Annotated in this window: 15 protein-coding genes; 10 read left to right on the forward strand and 5 right to left on the reverse strand. The window is 52.8% G+C overall.

From position 1 onward, the window contains the following. Nucleotides 1–9: 9 nt before the first annotated feature. Nucleotides 10–336, reverse strand: coding sequence for a hypothetical protein (locus KNP02_RS08610; RefSeq protein ID WP_034780432.1), 327 nt, complete (start codon nt 334–336; stop codon nt 10–12). A gap of 740 nt (nt 337–1,076) precedes the next feature. Here KNP02_RS08610 and KNP02_RS08615 point away from each other — a divergent pair. From KNP02_RS08615 to KNP02_RS08630, 4 genes are all read left to right on the forward strand, one after another. Beyond that, nucleotides 1,077–3,314, forward strand: coding sequence for an SNF2-related protein (locus KNP02_RS08615; protein ID WP_483297729.1), 2,238 nt, complete (start codon nt 1,077–1,079; stop codon nt 3,312–3,314). A gap of 266 nt (nt 3,315–3,580) precedes the next feature. Then, on the forward strand, nt 3,581–5,305 hold the full coding sequence (locus KNP02_RS08620) for a hypothetical protein (protein WP_214751496.1): 1,725 nt from the start codon (nt 3,581–3,583) through the stop codon (nt 5,303–5,305). Further along, nucleotides 5,202–6,161 (forward strand): hypothetical protein, encoded by a 960-nt coding sequence (locus tag KNP02_RS08625; protein WP_214751499.1) that lies wholly within the window; start codon nt 5,202–5,204, stop codon nt 6,159–6,161. Before KNP02_RS08620 ends, KNP02_RS08625 begins: the two co-directional genes overlap by 104 nt. Before the next feature lie 21 nt (nt 6,162–6,182). Then, nucleotides 6,183–7,412, forward strand: a complete 1,230-nt coding sequence (locus KNP02_RS08630; RefSeq protein ID WP_214708278.1) for a hypothetical protein — start codon at nt 6,183–6,185, stop codon at nt 7,410–7,412. A 286-nt stretch (nt 7,413–7,698) separates the two neighbouring features. Here KNP02_RS08630 and rluF read toward each other — a convergent pair whose 3' ends face one another. Continuing rightward, a complete protein-coding gene (rluF, locus tag KNP02_RS08635) occupies nt 7,699–8,409 on the reverse strand; it encodes a 23S rRNA pseudouridine(2604) synthase RluF (RefSeq protein ID WP_214708280.1) in 711 nt (236 codons plus the stop codon). 95 nt (nt 8,410–8,504) lie between these two features. Here rluF and KNP02_RS08640 point away from each other — a divergent pair, with 95 nt between their 5' ends. Then, a complete protein-coding gene (locus KNP02_RS08640; protein ID WP_214708282.1) occupies nt 8,505–9,314 on the forward strand; it encodes a hypothetical protein in 810 nt (269 codons plus the stop codon). On the opposite strand, the gene KNP02_RS08645 is transcribed toward KNP02_RS08640, so the two are convergent. Together KNP02_RS08645 and KNP02_RS08650 are read right to left on the reverse strand one after the other, a co-directional pair. Next, a complete protein-coding gene (locus KNP02_RS08645) occupies nt 9,302–9,961 on the reverse strand; it encodes a C39 family peptidase (protein ID WP_214708284.1) in 660 nt (219 codons plus the stop codon). The genes KNP02_RS08640 and KNP02_RS08645 overlap by 13 nt on opposite strands. Nucleotides 9,962–10,034: 73 nt before the next feature. Then, nucleotides 10,035–11,411: a YjiH family protein gene (locus KNP02_RS08650; RefSeq protein ID WP_214708286.1), complete on the reverse strand. Its 1,377-nt coding sequence runs from the start codon at nt 11,409–11,411 to the stop codon at nt 10,035–10,037. Between the two features lie 272 nt (nt 11,412–11,683). On the opposite strand from KNP02_RS08650, the gene KNP02_RS08655 reads away from it, so the two are divergent. Then, on the forward strand, nt 11,684–12,676 hold the full coding sequence (locus KNP02_RS08655) for an MsnO8 family LLM class oxidoreductase (RefSeq protein ID WP_214708288.1): 993 nt from the start codon (nt 11,684–11,686) through the stop codon (nt 12,674–12,676). A gap of 41 nt (nt 12,677–12,717) precedes the next feature. Here KNP02_RS08655 and KNP02_RS08660 read toward each other — a convergent pair whose 3' ends face one another. After that, on the reverse strand, nt 12,718–13,029 hold the full coding sequence (locus tag KNP02_RS08660) for a hypothetical protein (RefSeq protein WP_214708289.1): 312 nt from the start codon (nt 13,027–13,029) through the stop codon (nt 12,718–12,720). Between the two features lie 153 nt (nt 13,030–13,182). Here KNP02_RS08660 and KNP02_RS08665 point away from each other — a divergent pair, with 153 nt between their 5' ends. From KNP02_RS08665 to KNP02_RS08680, 4 genes are read left to right on the forward strand one after another with little or no spacing between them, the layout of a single operon-like run. Next, a complete protein-coding gene (locus tag KNP02_RS08665; protein ID WP_214708291.1) occupies nt 13,183–16,368 on the forward strand; it encodes an EAL domain-containing protein in 3,186 nt (1,061 codons plus the stop codon). Between the two features lie 14 nt (nt 16,369–16,382). After that, a complete protein-coding gene (locus tag KNP02_RS08670) occupies nt 16,383–17,144 on the forward strand; it encodes a P-loop NTPase family protein (protein ID WP_214708293.1) in 762 nt (253 codons plus the stop codon). Next, nucleotides 17,131–17,991 carry an MBL fold metallo-hydrolase gene (locus KNP02_RS08675; RefSeq protein WP_214708295.1) on the forward strand — a complete coding sequence of 287 codons (861 nt, stop codon included), beginning with the start codon at nt 17,131–17,133 and terminating at the stop codon, nt 17,989–17,991. The genes KNP02_RS08670 and KNP02_RS08675 overlap by 14 nt, the downstream gene beginning before the upstream one ends. Beyond that, a complete protein-coding gene (locus KNP02_RS08680) occupies nt 17,991–18,428 on the forward strand; it encodes a GNAT family N-acetyltransferase (RefSeq protein ID WP_214708297.1) in 438 nt (145 codons plus the stop codon). The genes KNP02_RS08675 and KNP02_RS08680 overlap by 1 nt, the downstream gene beginning before the upstream one ends. The last annotated feature ends 18 nt before the right edge of the window (nt 18,429–18,446 follow it).

Consider the following 18,446-nt stretch of genomic DNA (forward strand, 5'->3'; position numbering starts at 1 on the left):
TTTTGCCTTCTACTCGAGGATGCCGAGGAGCTCCATGACCAATAAAACGAACAGTCCGGAGCCGAGAACGGCCGCGAAGAAGACGAGCACGGCGTACTCTTTTTGTTTCAAGATGGCCCACCATCCGGTCACGAACGCTCCGAGCCCAAGGACGAAGAATGTGGTCATGTAGCTGAGCCGTAGCATGTTCGCGGCGTTGTCGCTCCAAAGCGTCGAGTGGAAGGTCGTATCGAAGTTATCGAGCAAGAGGAACGGCACGTACATGGCGAGGAACAAGCCGATGAGGATAATCGACCACTTGCCGACCGAGGTGCGTGGGAACAAGGCGCCATTCATGACGATTCACCTCTTTTCATTACAAAATCATCTGTATAGGACTATTCCCGTTTTGACGAAAAGTTGACGGCTTTCGTTGAAACGACATGATATAGTCGAAACTAGAAGGTGTTCGATTGTAGTGATGTAATAGTTGAAAGGTGACGTTTGAAGTACGAGCAATGAATTTTAGGAAAGAGAGTTTAGAATTCAGAGAAAATCGAAAAAATAACAAAGAGGTAAAGTGGACACGTTTAGAGGAGCCATACAGGGTGAATCGATTACCAAATAGATGGTCATTACACGCTTACAAGGAGGCGTCATGGATAGAAGTCTTTCCCACCTTAATCAGTTTCAGACAGCTATAAATTAGATAGACCAAAAAAATCTATCGTCTGTCTATACCAAGCGGAAGGAGGTTTTGATGAACTATGAAAAATGATTCTGACTTTCGTCTCCTTAATCTAAATCCCTCGTATTACACGAGCCAAACGGACATAGCGCGTGATTTCTATAATCCCATCCTCTCGGTGGCCGTCTCTTACGACCGTGTGAGCGGATACTTCAGCGGGAAGGCGCTCGCACGCTATGCGAGGGGCATTCAGGGACTGGTCGAGAACGGTGGACGCATGCGTCTCATCATCTCCGAGGAGATATCAGAGGACGATTTCTACGACATCAGCGAGGGATATCAGCTGAGGAAGTCACTGGAGCAGGACCTGCTGGGTCGGGTTGAGGAACGACTGTCGCTCCAGGAGGAAATGGACTTCGCGAACCTGGCCCATCTCATCGCGAACGGGTACGCGGATATACGGGTCGGGTTCATCAAATCCGGACTGTTCCATTCTAAATTTGGGCTCGCCGAGGACGCCGCAGGGAACATCGTCTATTTCACGGGTTCAAACAACGAGACCAGAGCGGCCATCGAACATAACTATGAGTCGTTCGACGTCACCGCTTCCTGGCTCTGCTCGGACTTCGACAGACAAAAGATTGACAAGGCGATCGATGAGTTCGACGCATTATGGGAGGACAAATCGGGCGCTTATGGCGTCAGGGTCAAATCGTTCGAGGAACTGGTACTGAAAAAAATCTTGAGACGCGACAGGGGGAGAATCATCTTGGACAAGGAGATGCTATTGGATGACGTGCTCGTATTAACAATCGACAAGGGGGTGCTCGTGATCCATGATCGCGTCGCACCTGGAAAGATACGGCCGAACGAGCGCACGTTCACGAGCAAACTCGTGCCGTTCTGCAAAAACGAGGGGTATCCACACTTCCGTGACGACCTGACCTACGTCGAGATCAAGACGGTCATTCGTCATCTCGAGCGGCTCGGTGGTCGCCGGGACTTCGAGCTCGTTGTGACCGAACAGTTGCGCCAACATCTCGGGGACCAGGAGTACATGATTGAGGAGCGGGCGGAGTATGCCCGACTGCTCAAGTCTCTGGACGAGAAGGTGAGCATGAGGTTCGAGGCGTTCGCTGAAGTGGTGGACCGTGAGCTCGTCCGAAGCCTGCGGGAGATGCAGATGCGTTCCGCCTTCTATATGGTAGAGATGAAGAAGGCCGCCAACTTTTCTGTCCCTGGGGCAGGGAAGACCTCGATGGTCTATGGGGCATACGCCTTCCTCTCGTCAGAGGAACAGAAGAAGGTGGAGCGGCTGGTTGTCATCGGGCCGAAGAACACCTTTATCTCGTGGAAGGACGAGTTCAATGCCAACTTCGGGGAGAAACGGGACCTGCGGGTGCTCGACATCCATGACTCGGTGGCCCCGTTGCTCTCCTTGAAGACCGACGCGCACCTCTACGACCTGATTTTGATTAACTATGAGTCACTCGGCAAGTACGAGCGGGTCCTCATGGATGTGATAGACTCGAAGACCATGCTCGTTTACGACGAGGTACACAAGGTCAAGGGCTTGACCAGCGTGCGTGCGAAGGCCGCCAAGTCGATTGCGCCGTATGCCGGATACAAGTTCGTCCTGACTGGGACACCGATACCCAACTCATACGCGGACATCTACAACTTCTTGAACATCCTCTATGGCGAGGAATATAAATCATTCTTCAACTTCAAGCCACATGAGCTGAAGGCACCGAACGAGACAAAGATACAGGAAGTGAACAGGAAGCTCGCACCGTTCTTCTGGCGGACGAACAAAAGGGAGCTCGGGGTCCCCGATGCGGATGCCGACCTCGTGTATAAGATTGTCGCCGATGATACGGAGCAAAGAATCATCGACCTCCTCTATCAAAAATATCGCGGCAATCCTTTCAGTCTGTATATCCGACTGATCCAGGTGGCTTCGAGCCCCGAGCTCGTCCTCCGTAACATCGACCTCGTCGAGATGTTCGGCGAAGACGATGACTCCATCCCAATCCTTGACGGAGGGGCGCCCTCCCAGGTCACGTTAGACCTCGAAGACGTGAGATTGCTCATGTCAGTCCGCGAGACGCGGAAGTTTCGACGCGCCATCGAGACCGTCATCTCGCTACACGAGGAAGGCAAGACTGCCGTAGTCTGGTGCATGTTCGTGCATACGATCGACAGGGTCCATGAGGAGCTCATGTCACGAGGGATAAAGTCGGCCGTCATATATGGAGGCACCCCGCAGGAAGAGCGAGAGCGGCTCATCAAGGCGTTCCAGAACCGCGAGTTCGACGTCATCGTCACGAACCCGCACACCCTGGCCGAGTCTGTTTCCCTCCACCATGTCTGCCATGACGCGGTCTACCTCGAATATTCGTTTAACCTGACCCATATGCTCCAGTCGAGGGACCGCATACATCGCCTAGGTCTACCGGACGGGCAATATACCCGCTATCATTACATGATGCTCGAGGGCCAACCCGATCGACAGAACACGGTGGATGAAAAGATATATATCCGATTGAAAGAGAAGGAGCAACGGATGATGGAGGCCATCGAGAACGGCGACCTCCGCCCCGACCCGAACGTGGACTATGATGAGATTGTGGCTCTGTTCGATTGAGACCCCATCAAGCGGAGAAGGCCCTGCCATGACGGCGGGGCCCTTTGCCCGTACTTGAAAAAAGAAATTACGAACATCATATTTTTTGACGGACCATGCCGGAAAAAGGACAGGGCAGGGCTGTCAATCGTGCGAAAACAATAGTAAAATATAGGGAAATAAGGTGTCGTGTTCTAAGTTTAAAGACCTGTTCTCAGATTCTCGGACATAAGATAAGAATCCATGAAGACAATCCTCACACGACCCTTGATGGAGGAGGCGGACATATGGTGGACCACAAGAAAACAGGAGTGGCCGAATCGGACACGTTCGACCCTGGACAAGGCATATTCGGCATCCTCGACCTTTTGGAGAGGTTCGATGTGGAGGTCGCCCCTGCCGATGCCGTGTCCCTTCTGAAAAAAGGTATATTCATCGACGACCTTCTGTCGAAGAAAGGGAAGTCGCTACCGGGCGTCCCGGCGACTGTGAGACGCGCGTTGATTGTCCTTCAGTCTGTGATGGGCGATAAGGAGATCAAAGACATGTGTAAGACGAGGACGCTTTATCATCTTCTCTTGCCAGAGACAGGGCTACTGGTCTCTGACATCGAGCTCATGAGGGACGCGGGACTGACATATAAAGATCTCGAGGGACTCGACCTCGAATCATTTCAGGCTGCCACAGGTGGAGGACGGAGACCAGGTGCGTATGAGCGAGTCATGAGGGCGTACGACACCTTCGAGGGACGGAAGCCCGCCCCGATTTCCGTATCCGAGAACGTGTTAGATGATGCTAGGACAGAAGATAAGATAGAGGATAAGACACGAGCCACGACGGTCATAGCACGAAAGATAGACAGGAAAGGACTTGTCCATACCTTTTATCAGACCATATACGACAGACTCGATGACGTCTTCTCGACCGAAGACGTGATGAGCGAAATCGATAGGAGCGGTCCTGAGGTCTCGGTACTTCTTGAAGAGATGTCACGCTCTGCCATTCTGTCCCCGACGCAGGACGGATTTTTTAAGAAGAGGACGAGGATGCTCAAGTCGATTCTTTCATCGGAACTACCGCACATGGACCTGTTGAGGGAAAGGTTGGAGCAGGGACTCACACCCCATGAGATTGCGCGTCTACGTGGACTGAAGCCGAGGTTCGTCATGAGGCAGTTGAGGGAAATCCTCGACACGATTCCCGTTACATCTGTGAAGGAGGGAAAAAGATATCTCAAACGATTCGTGCGTTTCGACATACCAGAGGACATATTCGTGGAGGTGTTCGCCGAACCCCCCATGGTACACCGCTTCCTCTCGTCGAAGGTTCGTATGGGAACCGATGACGTCATGGGCCTTTATAACAGGTTGGACGATGCCCAACGTCACAGGTTCAGGTCATATCTCTCCGTCATCGTCGGACGTGACGGCAGCATCTCGCCCGCCACGAAGACGAGCGTGTTCGAGCATGTCTTATGGCTACACGCCGACGACACGGCGAGACCTATCGAAGAGTGGAAAGATATCTATGATCGGTACATCCTCGAAGAATTCGATGTAATAACCGTCGACAGGCTACGGGCAGACGTCAGGTCACTCTCCGCCATCGGGTCACGCTCGGACGTCATCATACCGTCCGCTGGCAGACGTCTCCGATTCCATGACACCTCGGTGCTGACGCAGAGACGCCTGCAGAGGTTGCGCGGCCTGATTCGGCTCGAGCCGGGATTCTATAGCACGGAACATATCTTCGGCCTCTCGCCTGATTTGATGGACGAGCTCGACTGCAGGGATCACGAGGAGCTGCACTATATCATCCGTAAGCATGTCGAGATGACAAACGTCACCCCTGGGCGTCAACCAGAAATCGCAATCGGGACGATGGGGGAAGGCGGAATGGCTGAAGAAGATGATCAGACAGAACGCTCCTATCGATATAGAAGCGTTCCTCACACTCATCCAGCACCGCTTCGGCCTCTCGCCCAAATCCGTGAGACAAGTGCTCCGCCGTGAACTCCCGGACTATCTCTCGCCCGACGGGACGATAGGTCACAGCATGTCCTTGCTCACGAAGAGGGAGGCGGCGTGGTTTTCAAGGCGTCTCACCAAAGAAATCTATACCTATGAAGAGTTGGAGCAGGCGTTCAGTCATATCGAGAACTTCACTTCCCGTTACCTGAACAGCGGAGCACTCGAAAAGGTCGGATTCGTGAATCGCGGGGGGCTTGTCCTCCGAGCGGGGCACCCCAGCGCGGAAGCTTATTTCCAGAAGCTCCTGACCCGTGAGGACTTCTTCAGCGTCCCTGATTCTCCTGCCTTCAAGACGGCCCCGTTCAAACGTGTCATCAAGAGGCTGGAGGACGGCCACGATATCTTCCGATTCGACGACAACACCTATATCCACATCGCACGACTGCGTAAGGCCGGTATCAACAAGGGGATGGTCAGGGGATTCATCAGACAGATGGTCGACGCCGCCAAAGAGATAGGGACGGGCTACTTCACCATCGCATCCATCCGTGTGCTTCTGGATTCCCCAATTCTCGAGCTCGGACTAGAGGACATCTTCTTCGAGGGACTGCTTCACACGCAAACGAGGCTCGGCGCCATCAGGACGGGTAAGGGGGACATCTTCTACATGGGTCGAGACAAGAGGACGCTCGGCCGATTCTTGCTCGACCTGCTGCCTGAGACTGACGGGCTGGATGCGGACACGATACGCGAGGAAATCTTGCAGACATATCATCTAGAGTTCGACAGGAACGCCATCATCTCGAACGTCCGTGGGAGAGGCGGGTACTTCTCCCCGGACACAGGCAAACTTTACAGAGACAAGGAGCTGTTCCTAGACAGTATATTCAAATCTTGAGAAACAGTGGAGGGATACGACATGACGGTAGAACCAGGTACAGACAAGGTCAATTTGAGGGGGCGAATCGGAAAGGACATCTCGAAGACGGAACAGAAACGGAAACTCACCCTCAAAGGGGAGACCCGCGTCTTCGATGTTTATCAGATTCCGCTCGAACATCTCGTCTACAACAAGCGCAACGGACGCATCATCAGCTGGATGAACCGGCTCGAGTCAGACGGCAAGGATATCGGCCTCCTCACCAAGGAGGAGTACAATGAACAGGTCGAGGACATGATTGTCCGATCAAACACGGCCGCGCTCGAGAAGACGAAGAACAACATCAAGAACTTCGGGCAACGCGTGGCCGGCGTCGTCCTGAACAACGGGACAATCGTGGACGGGAACCGTCGATTCACCTGCCTGCGCCACCTGAAGAGGGACCATGGCATGGACGTTTTCTTCGAGGCCATCATCTTGGACCCGGCCGAAGGGCTCTCCGACATCGACATCAAACGGCTCGAGCTCAACCTTCAGCATGGCGAGGAGCGACCGGTCGACTATAACCCGATCGATAACCTCGTGGACGTCTACAATGACATCGTCGTCAACAAATATTTCACCGTCCAAGAGTATGCCCTGAACACGAACAAGAAGCCGGCAGAGGTCAGAAAGATGGTTGATAAGGCAGAACTTATGGTCGAGTACCTCGAGTTCATCAACGCCAGCGGGAAGTTCTACCTTGCTCGGGAGATGGATCTGGACGGCCCGCTCCAAGAGATGGTCGGCATCCTCAAGAAAGAAGAGGACGATGAGGAAGAGCACATGCGTGTGAAGGATGCCCTCTTCGCGGCACTCAGTGTCTCGAAGGACAAGGACCTGACCCGATACATCCGGAGAATCGGGAGTGATATCTTGAAGGGTGGAAATCGCGAGGATTTCTTGGAGGAGTTCGAGGATATCGTGGATGACGTCCATGACACCTTCCAAGAAAAAGATGGTATCGACCTAGACTCCTATCGTCAAGTAATCAAAGAACTCGAGGACACGAGGGGAGAGGCCGCCTCTATCGTCAGCCGCCGGGCCGAGGAGACGGCCATCTCCCGTGCCAAGATGAAGCCGCTCGATGCGTTGAACACCTCCTTTAAGGCGCTCGAGACGATTGACATGGACCATGTCGGGAGATTCGATGAGAAAACAAAAGAGGAGTTCGTCCGACTCATGGGGCAAATGAGAGGAAAGTTGGACGCTTATGAGGAACGGCTCTGAAACGGTATAGGGGTTTGTATCGTCACCGACACAAAATAAAAGAGCAAGAGACGTCGGTCCACCAACGGATTGACGTCTCTTGCTCTTTTCATCTTTAAAGACTTGGCATCGAAGTGCGATCACGCTCGTCACATGTTTTCGATGATATCGAACGTGTCCCGATATCGTATCGGCAACTTTGGATGTTCGAACCTTGGCATAGGTTTGTAGCCTCTTCTTTTGATATACCAATTAGGTGATGTTATATAACCCTTATTCGAAAAAAAAATAAACTGTTCCCTGCTGGTTAGTACCATTCTTTCGGTTCGTAATTCAATTCGCGGAACAACTGCTCGCGCTCTTTCTTCGATAGGTCGCGCCATTGTCCTGGCGGGAGCTTGCCGAGCGTGATGTTCATGACACGCACGCGTTGAAGTCGGTACACCTCGTAGCCGAGCGCTTCACACATGCGACGGATTTGGCGGTTGAGTCCTTGCGTCAGCGTGATGTTGAAATCGAACTTCGACAGTTGGTGGACTTTACATGGCAACGTCTTCTGGCCGAGGATTTTCACGCCGGCTTCCATCTGTTCGACGAACTCCGGGGTGATCGGCTTATCGACCGAGACGATGTATTCTTTCTCGTGCTCGCCCTCGGCGCGAAGGATCTCGTTGACGATATCGCCATCGTTCGTCATCAAGATGAGTCCTTCTGAATCTTTATCGAGGCGACCGATATTGAAGATGCGGAGCGGGTGGTTGACGAGGTCGACCAAGTTGCCTTTAACCTTCTTCTCGGTCGTGCTCGTGATGCCGACCGGCTTATGGACGGCGATATAGACGTTGTTTCGTGCGACACGGGCGACCGAACCGTTGACGAGCACTTCGTCTCCTGGGCTCACTTGGTCCCCGATTTTCGCTTTCTTCCCGTTGATGGTTACCCGTCCTTCTTCGATGAGGCGGTCGGCTTGGCGGCGGGACGCCTTGCCGGATTCACTGATAAATTTGTTGATACGCATAGATCCACGTCCTTTTTTGGCTTCGTCCTCTCACTATAACGCATTTTAGAGGTGCCTGAAAGCGGGAAACGACCGAGTAGAGAGGATGTGGCACGATGGAGCAGGCACGTTTGCTATTGCAAGACGCGATACGATTTCAACAAGAACTCATGACGTCGTCGTTTCAGGCAGAGCTGATTGATGGGGCGTCCCCGGTTCTATGGTACGGGCAACCGACGGAGGAACAATGGCTCACCATCGGGACGAACCCGTCGCGCGGCGAGTTTTTCGAACGGGACGGTAGCGTCAGAAGTGGGGAGTCGCAAAAGTTTTATTGGCGTGACCAATCACTCGATGCCTATCTTCAAGACGAAAGGGCGCAAGAAGCGACGCTTGAACACGCCGCGGCCTATTTTGAGGCCGGACGGGCGACGACGAGTTGGTTCGGCAAGCGGGGTGGGGCGAAACTGGAAGCGTTGCTTGAGGGCATGGGACGCTCGTTCTACGACGGGTCCGCGCTCCATGTCGACTTCTTCAAATATGCGACGTGGCGTCAGATGGGCCGGTTGCGGACGGGACGACAATGGATGGAGCACCCGACGTCACTTGATTTGCTGCAACGGACGATCCGTTATGTGACCCCGTCGCGTCTAATTGTCCTTGGGCGGGACAACTGCGCGTCGTTTGAAGGATTCACTTACAGTGAACGGATCGAGGCGTATCCGAGTGCCCGGTTCGAGCTCGGTTATCATACGACGCTCGGTGTCCCGATGGTCGGACTGCATTTCAAACCGTCCGAAGTGTTCGTCGGTCTCGGGAACGGTCGAGACGTATTCGGACTCCATCACGGTTCGTACGCGAAGCGAGACCATCTGACTCGAATCGGGGCAGCCATCGAGACGAGCGCTCGTCGTTATTTTGCCTGAATGTCAAGCTTTGGCGGATGGACGCGCGTGATGCTGCCCCAAAAGTTGAACTCGTTGAAGTCGATATAACGGACGTCACGTACCCGATTATCAAGCACCTCGAGCAAGATGACGTCGGGAAAGCCAGGTTTGCGGAAGATGATGTACCCGATTCCGGTCACGGAGTGATTTTTATAGAACCCGTTTGCCATATTCAAGATGAAGGGACGGTCGGCCGCGAGTTCGCGCTTGAATGTCGACCATTTCCATAGATACCGCGAGCTGCCGCGCCCGTCATAGCCATAGTGGGCCCACAGTTTCGTGACGATTGTCGCGATGCGGGTCGGGGGTGTACCTTTCTCGTCTTTGAACTGATGGGCGAGGGCGATCTCGCGGGCATCCTGTTGAATCTCGAACACGTCCTCTGGGATTTGGTCATAGCCTTGGTCACGGTAATAACGAAAGACGGCCGTCATCGAAGTGAGCGTACAATTGTTTTTGCCGCCGTTGAACGCTTTTTGCAGGAGCGCTGGAACTCCTTCAATCCGCTTTTCGGTTTTGATCGTCCAATGGCCATGATAGCGGTCGTTCACATAAGCCATAGGGTCGACGATCCCGGCATAGCCTTTTTTCGCGACCTCGAGCTGACCTGCGTAATGATGTTCCATGACGCACCTCCTTTTTCTTTAGTATACAAACAACGCCTCTTCTCAGGAAACTACGAGAAGAGGCGTTGTGTCGTCAAAAGACCAAGTGGGCGATCCCGACGATGATAGGTAACGTGATAAACGTCCGGAGTAAGAAAATGAGGACGAGGTCAAAGAATGAAATCGGCAGTTTCGATCCGAGCAGCAGTCCCCCGACTTCCGACATGAAGATGAGCTGCGTGACCGATACAGTGGCGATGACGAACCGCGTCAGCTCACTTTCGATCCCGCTCCCGAGGACAGCCGGTAAGAACATATCGGCGAACCCGACGACCATCGTCTGAGCAGCCGCTTCGGCTTCAGGAACTTGGAGCAACATGAGAATCGGTTCGAACGGTTTGCCGAGAATCGTGAACAATGACGTATGTTCGGCGATGACGAGCGCAATCGTTCCGACGGCCATGACGACCGGTAAAATACCGAGCCACATGTCGAGCACGTTTTGGAACCCGTCTTTGAACGTGGCGCCGGCGCCTTTACTCGATTTTGATTTGAGCAACGCTTGACGCAGTGCCCAGACACGCATCGGGACGTTCGCCGGCACTGGTTCTTCCGGTTTCAACTCGGTCTTTTCATATGCCGTATCGGGCTTGCGTGACAACGGATAGATGCGTGGCATGATGAGCGCGGCGACGATCCCGGATAGGATGATGGTTCCATAATACTGCGGGAAGTATGCGTCGAGCTTCATATACGACAAGATGACAATCGTGAACGTGATCGAGACGACCGAGAACGTCGTGGCGATAATTGAGGCTTCCCGTTTCGTATAGTAGCCTTCTTCATATTGTCTCGTCGTCAATAAAATCCCGATGGTGGCGTCCCCGACCCAAGATGCGAGCGCGTCGAGCGAGGCCCGACCCGGTAGACGGAATAACGGACGCATCACTTTAATGAGCATCGTGCCGACGAACTCGAGCAATCCGAAGTTCAACAGGAGCGGCAATAAGATTCCGGCGAACAAGAACGTCGCGAACAAAATCGGGATTAAATCATATAACAACAGTCCGCCCGTGAACTCGGACGTGATCGCCTCGGGACCGATGACGAGTAGCGTCATGACACCGGCGATGAAACCGATGACGCGCATCACAAACCAGAACGGTGTGACGTTGAATAACGTGTTCATGTGCGGACGCTCTAAAATGAACGCCGGTTTGACCGCGTACGTGATGAATGAACCGACGACCGAGATGCCCATCATGATGACGGCGAGCGTTGGAACGATGTCACCGATCAAGCCAATCAACCAGTTTGATAAAAAAGCGACCGGGATGGTGTACCCGTCCCCATCCGGAATTGGGACGATGAAGAATAGAATCCCGATGAGTGATGGAATGATGAATTTCATGTAATCTGCTGACGTGAATGTGGGCCCGTCATGACCGGGCCGGTTTGGTGTGTGATTCATTCAATTTACCCCTTTTCCCCGAAATAGTAATCGGTGCCTCACAAGTATGTCCCCAACATACGGTGTGTGAATGGCTTTGAAAGAATTGCTTCTTCTCGTTCATTATAGAGAAGTAGTCGCTAGGCAAGCAATCATCCGTTTTCATTTTCTGGAAAGAACGTGCGACTTACGAGCGAAGTATTCGTATTCTCTGTTTGACTTTAGTATGATGACGGCGAGTCTTACAAAATCGAGATATTCACCATATATATTTTAGGAACGGAGCGATAGAGATGAAATTAAGTGTACTGGATCAAGCACCGGTGACATCCGGTCATACGTCGGAACATGCGCTACAAAGTGCGGTCGAACTTGCCCAGGTAGCAGAAGAGTTAGGTTATTATCGGATGTGGATGGCCGAACATCACGGGGGCATGTCGTTCGCCAGTTCGGCTCCCGAAGTGATCACGGCTTATATCGCCGCCAAAACGGAACGGATTCGACTCGGGTCGGGTGGTGTTATGATGATGCATTACTCTCCCCTCAAGATGGCCGAGGTGTTCAAGACGCTCAGCGCGCTCGCGCCGGGACGCATCGACTTTGGAGTCGGGCGAGCACCGGGCGGGGACGCTAATGCGATTTATGCGATGTCGCAAGGGCAAAAACCGATGATGGACGGTCTTTATGAGAAGCTCGGAACGACGCTTCAACTCATCAATGATGAGGTGCCAGAGGAGCGATGGTATAAGAATACGCCGGCCGCTCCAGCGAGTGTGACGTTGCCAGAGGCGTGGTTGCTTGGGTCGAGTGGAAATAGTGCGGTCCAAGCGGGAAGAATGGGACTCGGCTATTCGTTCGCGCAATTTTTTAATGGGCAATTGAGCACGGATGCGCTCGATGCGTATCGCCATCACTTCACGCCGTCTGCTTTTATGGAAAAGCCCGAAATTAGTGTCACCTATCTCGTCACGACTGCCGAAACGGAAGAAGAAGCTGAGTACTTGGCTGGCCCATCTGATTTGTCGCGCTTATTCTTGATGAAAGGGCAAATTCGTCAGCTAATGACGCCGGAAGCGGCGCGCGACTATCCGCTCACAGAGATTGATCGCATTCATATTGCGAACAACCGCAATATTCATCTCGTCGGCACGCCGAAGCAGATTGCGACGCAACTTCAGGAAGAATCAATCCAGTATGGATTTGAAGAGGCGATGATTTGCAGCATCCAGCATACACAAGAGAGCCGCTTGAACGTCTATCGGTTGCTCGCCAAAGAACTTCTATGACGAAAACGCACCTATTCCTAACGGAAAGGTGCATTTGTCAGTTAGAGGAACAGTTGCATGAGCACGAACAAAGCGACAAGCCCGCCGAGCGAGACGGTAAAGAAAACGGCGACCGAACGTTCGTGATTGCGTAAGATCGTATACACCCCCACGACGAACGCACCGAGTGCGGCGGCGATGGCCAACATCGATACGATAGCCGCCCACGTGTTGTCGAATAACGTGTCGAAGTTGAACGGTTGAGCGGATTGGACGATGAGGGCAGACAGGAGTAAGAGCAAGAACACCGCAAGTAACAAGAGGACCGACCATTTTCCAGGCCGTGTCTGTGGATAGACGTTTCGACTGAGCATGATGGTTCACCTCACTTTTGCGACTTTTACTTATCTATACCCGATTATTGACCGCTCGTTAAAAACGTCTTCCCCTTTTTTTAAATGGTTTCGTGAACAAGACCGGCTAAAACCACTAAACTAGAAGAAACGGAGATTGCCTGGAGGTACAGTATGCAGCAGATGAAGATCGACCCGCATTATTTGTTTGATGTTTTCGTTCATTTATACCGGATGGTGTTTTTGATGGAAGTGACGCCTGAGGGATATCGGTACGCACGCGTCAGTGAACAGGGGAAACTGGCGTCCTCGCTCCCGGACGATGTGAGTGGCTTGTATTTACATGATATGTATGCGGTCGATGTCGCCAACGAGTTAATCGTGCATTATGACGAAGTCGTCGCGACGAAGGCACCGGTCTATTTCATGTCGCAGATGAACATCGAGGCCAATACGGCCCGCTTCGCATCATCGGTCCTCATACCGCTCGAAGATGAGGCGGGTAACGTGCGTTATGTGTTAGGGCTGACGACCGATTTATCGGAAGAGGCAGAGATGAAGCTATTGAGCAGCATCGAGAACATCGATTATTTGACCGGGATGCCGAACTTGATGAAAGTGAAGCTCGAGCTCGAGAAGTTGTTCACGCAACGAGAAGGAGCGGAAGTGACGAGCGTCATGCGGTTGCACATCAACCGGTTTAAAATCATCTTGTCCTTGCAAGGCGTGGAACAATCTCATCGCCTGATTAAAGAGATGACGCGCCATTTATCGGACTTGTTACCGAAAGGCTCGATTATCGGGCGCGTGGACGGAGAAGATTTTATCGCCGTGTTGCCTTACACCTCAATCGAGACGGCGACGATACATGGGGAGCGATTGCTTGCGGCCATTGCAGCGTACACGTACCAAGTGGCCGAGACCGAGTTCGCTTTATCCGGTTGTCTCGGAATCAGCGCGGGGAGCGAGGACGCCGACCGGATCATCATGAATGCGTCAACGGCGCTCCTCGAAGCGAGACAAGCGGGCAAGCAAATCATCAAAGTGTACGAAAAGGACGATTATGTCCAACATTATATCGATGAGATGACGATTGAGATGGAACTCATCAAGGGACTGAAAGCAGATGAACTGAGCGTCGTCTATCAACCGAAAGTTGGCTGTCAGGACGGGATGGTTCATTTTGAGGCGCTCGTGCGGTGGCATAGTGCGGCGCTCGGTAACGTCTCACCGGAAACGTTTATTATGATTGCCGAAACGTCGCTCTTGATTGAAGACATTACCGGGTTCGTTTTCGACCGCGTCTGTCGTGACATGATCGAGCAACCGGACCTGTTTGCAGGGCGACGTGTCGCGGTCAATGTATCCCCGGTGTTGTTTCGGCAAGACTATATCAAACAGTTATTACAGGTGCTCGCGACATACGGGTTGAGACCAGAACAGTTCGAGTTTGAGATCACGGAACATACGCTCATGCAAGAACCGCTCCTTGGCATTCAGACGGTCGACTATTTGAAAACGAAAGGCTTTCGCGTGTTGATTGACGACTTCGGCGTCAGCTACTCTTCCCTCAATTACTTGAAGATGTTTGAGATTGACGGCATTAAAATCGACCGCTCATTCATCAGTCAATTAGATAAAGACAACGGCCTGAAAGAGTATGAAATCGTCAAATTGATTGTCTCACTCGCTAAAAAATTGAATTTAGAGGTCACGGCCGAAGGGGTCGAGACGGAAGCGCAGTACCGGGTGATGGAACAGCTCGGTTGTGATGAGATTCAGGGGTATTTCTTCAGTAGTCCACTCCCGCTAAATGATCTCCAACAGGCGCTCGATGCGCTCGTCTATCAACATGCGGCGCTGCGGCAACTCGAGTTGGCCACGACTTCTCCGTCGACGGTACTTGATGAGCAAGAAGCCGAACGACTGAAGACAATCCTTCGGCTTGAAATTTTGAACACCCCGCGAGAAGAGCGGTATGATCGGATCTCACGGCTTGTCGCCCGGACGTTGGACATGCCGGTCGCACTGATCTCGATTTTGACGACGGATCAACAATGGATCAAATCGTGCCAAGGGGTCGCGCTTGAAAATTCGAGCGTGGAGCGGAAGTGGACGTTGTGCGACCGTGTCGTGACAGGAAAATCGGCGCTCGTCATCGAGGATGTACGGACGGCCGAGGCGATGTCGGACAATCCGTTACTCGAAGGGATTGGTTTTTATGCCGGCGTGCCGCTCTTGACACGAAGCGGCCACGTCATCGGTACGCTATGCGTGACCGACGAACGGTCACGTCGCTTCGATACCGAGGCGCTGCAAACGCTCGAAGATTTCGCCCGATGGGTCATGGCGGAAATCGAATTGACCGAGCAAGCGCGAGCGCAAGCCCGACGGCAACAGACGCTCGAGTCGCTATATGAAGTGACGGCCATTCACGAACCGTTCAGTGATAAATTGAAACGGATTCAGACGGTGCTCCGTGACTGGATTGGATATTCCCACGCACTCGTTTTCTCGACGGAGTCCACCTATCGCGTCTTATCAGAGGATGGGGAAAGCAAACTCGATTGGACGGGAGACGAGTTGCAGCAACTACACGCGTTGACGACGATCGGTCATCAAAAGCTGGGTCGAAACGAATTCGTCATCGATGGAATCGAGTTTGCCTCGATGATCAGCCTGCCACTAGCGAATGAAGGGAAGACGTTCGGATGGGTCGTCTTTTTGGCTGAACAAGGCAGCTTGGACGATGTCGTCGACACGGTGACAATCAACGAGATGACCGATACGATCCTGCTCGTGACCCGCTGGATGGAGAACGAGATTCGACGTGAACGCAAGCATCAAGAAGTGATTGAGCTCATCACCCAAGATGGGCTGACGAAGCTGGCGAACCGGCATTCGCTCATGACCGATTTGAGACAGAAAATGAATCGGAAGCAAACGGTCGCTCTGCTGTTTATCGATTTAGATGACTTTAAACAAGTAAACGATTCCTACGGTCATTTGATCGGGGACGAGGTGCTCATCGAGACGGCGAAACGAATCCGTACGTTCAGCCAAACGGTTTCAGGGAAAGCGTACCGATTTGCGGGCGACGAGTTTTTAATCGTCATCGAAGCGGAGCCGGAAGCGCTCGATCCAACCGTGTTTGGCGAGTTGAATCATGTCATTTCCCAGGAAATGACGGTCGGGAACGGCTTGAGACTTAGTTTATCAGCCAGTGTCGGTGTCGCCTACTCTAGGATGGACCAAGCATCCCTTGATGCGATCATCCATCACTCGGACGCGGCCATGTACGTCGCGAAAAACTGTGGCGGGGACGGATACTACGTGTACGACTCATATCAAGAAAACTGAAAAGGAGACAGACGATGGGGAAGTTGTGGCTGATTGAAGGGTTGCCTGGGAGCGGAAAGACGACATTCGCCGAAACGTTTGTGGCGAGAGGGAGTTCCTACAAATTCTATTCGGAAATCGATGCGTCCCACCCGGTCGATTTGCATGACGTCCATTGGGTCAAAGGGGACATACGGTTCGAGGGAGAGGTCATCGATCAAGATGGAGACGGTCGATTCGTCCGCTATCGGGCTGGAGAGGCCATCTACGGCACGGACGTCTATGAGTTACCGTTCGAGAAACATGTCGACCTCATGATCGGCCGCTGGCATCGGTTCGTGGAACGTGCACAAAGGGATGAGGTAGACTATGTGTTCGAGTGCGCCATTCTTCAAAATCCGTTCACGATCGGCATGGTGTCACAACACGTTCCGAACGAACAGATTGAGCGTTATATTGAGACCGTGGCGGCCCTGATCACTACGCTTGATCCGACGGTTGTGTACTTGGAGACGAACGATGTCCCGGCTGTGTTTCGTAATGTGTATGCGGAACGTCCGCCCGAGTGGCAACAAGGTTTCGTCGACTACTATACGACTCGTGCGTATGGCCGGGCGAACGGATTGGATGGAATCGAAGGAACGATTCGACTTCTGGAAGAACGGCAACAACGTGAATTGAAGGTGTTGAGTCATTTGCCGCTACGAACGATTCGGATCGTCAATGACGAACGGAGAGCGCTCGAAGCGTTCGACAAATTATGGAATAAGGAAGGAGCCGGTCATGCAGACGCTTAAACAATATTCCGACCGCTTTTGGTACATGACCCCTGTCGCGGAGACCGATCGTCCGATTTTAGGAGCCGTTGTCGGTGATACACATACACTCATGATTGATGCAGGGAACTCCGAGGCGCATACGAACTTATTTTTAGACGCCTTGACCGTACAAGGAATCAAGCGCCCAACGCTCGTGGCGTTGACGCATTGGCACTGGGACCATGTTTTTGGATTGTCGGCATTGACCGATACTGTCTCGATTGCAAGCACGGCGACAAAAGCCGGAATCGAGCGACTGCTTCCCTACACGTGGGACGATGAGGCGTTGGCCGAACGGGTCGAGGACGGACGTGAAATCGCGTTTTGCGCGGAGGCGATCCAACTCGAATACGGTGAAGACAGGTCGATGCGTGTCGTCTTACCAACCGTGACGTTCGATGATACAATCACGCTCGACCTTGGCGGGGTCCACGTCCTCTTAAAGCATGTCGGTGGAGACCATGCTGCCGATGCGGTCGTGGCCTATGTGCCGGAGGAAAAAGTACTGTTTTTAGGGGATGCCCTCTATGCGAACTTGTACGCGCCGTCTTGGCGGATGACGCCGGCCCAGACGCTTCGCCTTTTAGAGGTGCTCGACCAGTTCGAGGCCGAGGCGTACGTCTGGTCGCACGGTCAAGTCGTGACCCGTCTCGAGTACGAGAAAGACCGAGACATATTACGGAGTTTGGCCCAAATCACTATCGATTTCCCAGGAAATAAGGAAAAGATAACCGCACAGTACGAACGTTTGACGGGGCGCTCGGTCGACGAGGAAGAACAAGAGCTGATTTCGTTCTTCGTGAACGGCTCGAGTGGGGAAGCGTGATGGAAATCAAACGGATTCACGACGAAGACGAAACGTTTCAACAGTTTTTGAGGAGTCGGTTGCGAACGTTCAATGACGCTCACTCGATGCACCATCGCGAGATCCGCAATGCTGACGTCCCGGTCGTTCAGCTGAAAGTGGAACACGACGGGGACGTGATCGCAGGGTTGTTTGGGAGCGTCTATTGGGGCTGGTTCGACTTGGACCGGTTATGGGTCGCGTCAGAACATGCGGGAACAGGCCTGGGAAGCCGTCTGCTCGAGGAAGGGGAGCGGTTGGCCCGCGAACTCGGGGCGACGCGCGTCAAGTTGACGACGTTCTCGTTTCAAGCGAAGACGTTTTATGAGCGCTTCGGTTATGAGGTGGCGGGCGTCCTATACGACTATCCGCCTGGCTCTGATTACTATATGATGACGAAACGATTGATTGATGCATAAAAAAAGCGGCTCACGCGA

The sequence above is a fragment of the Exiguobacterium sp. s40 genome (assembly GCF_018617905.1).
Lineage (GTDB): Bacteria > Bacillota > Bacilli > Exiguobacteriales > Exiguobacteriaceae > Exiguobacterium > Exiguobacterium mexicanum_A.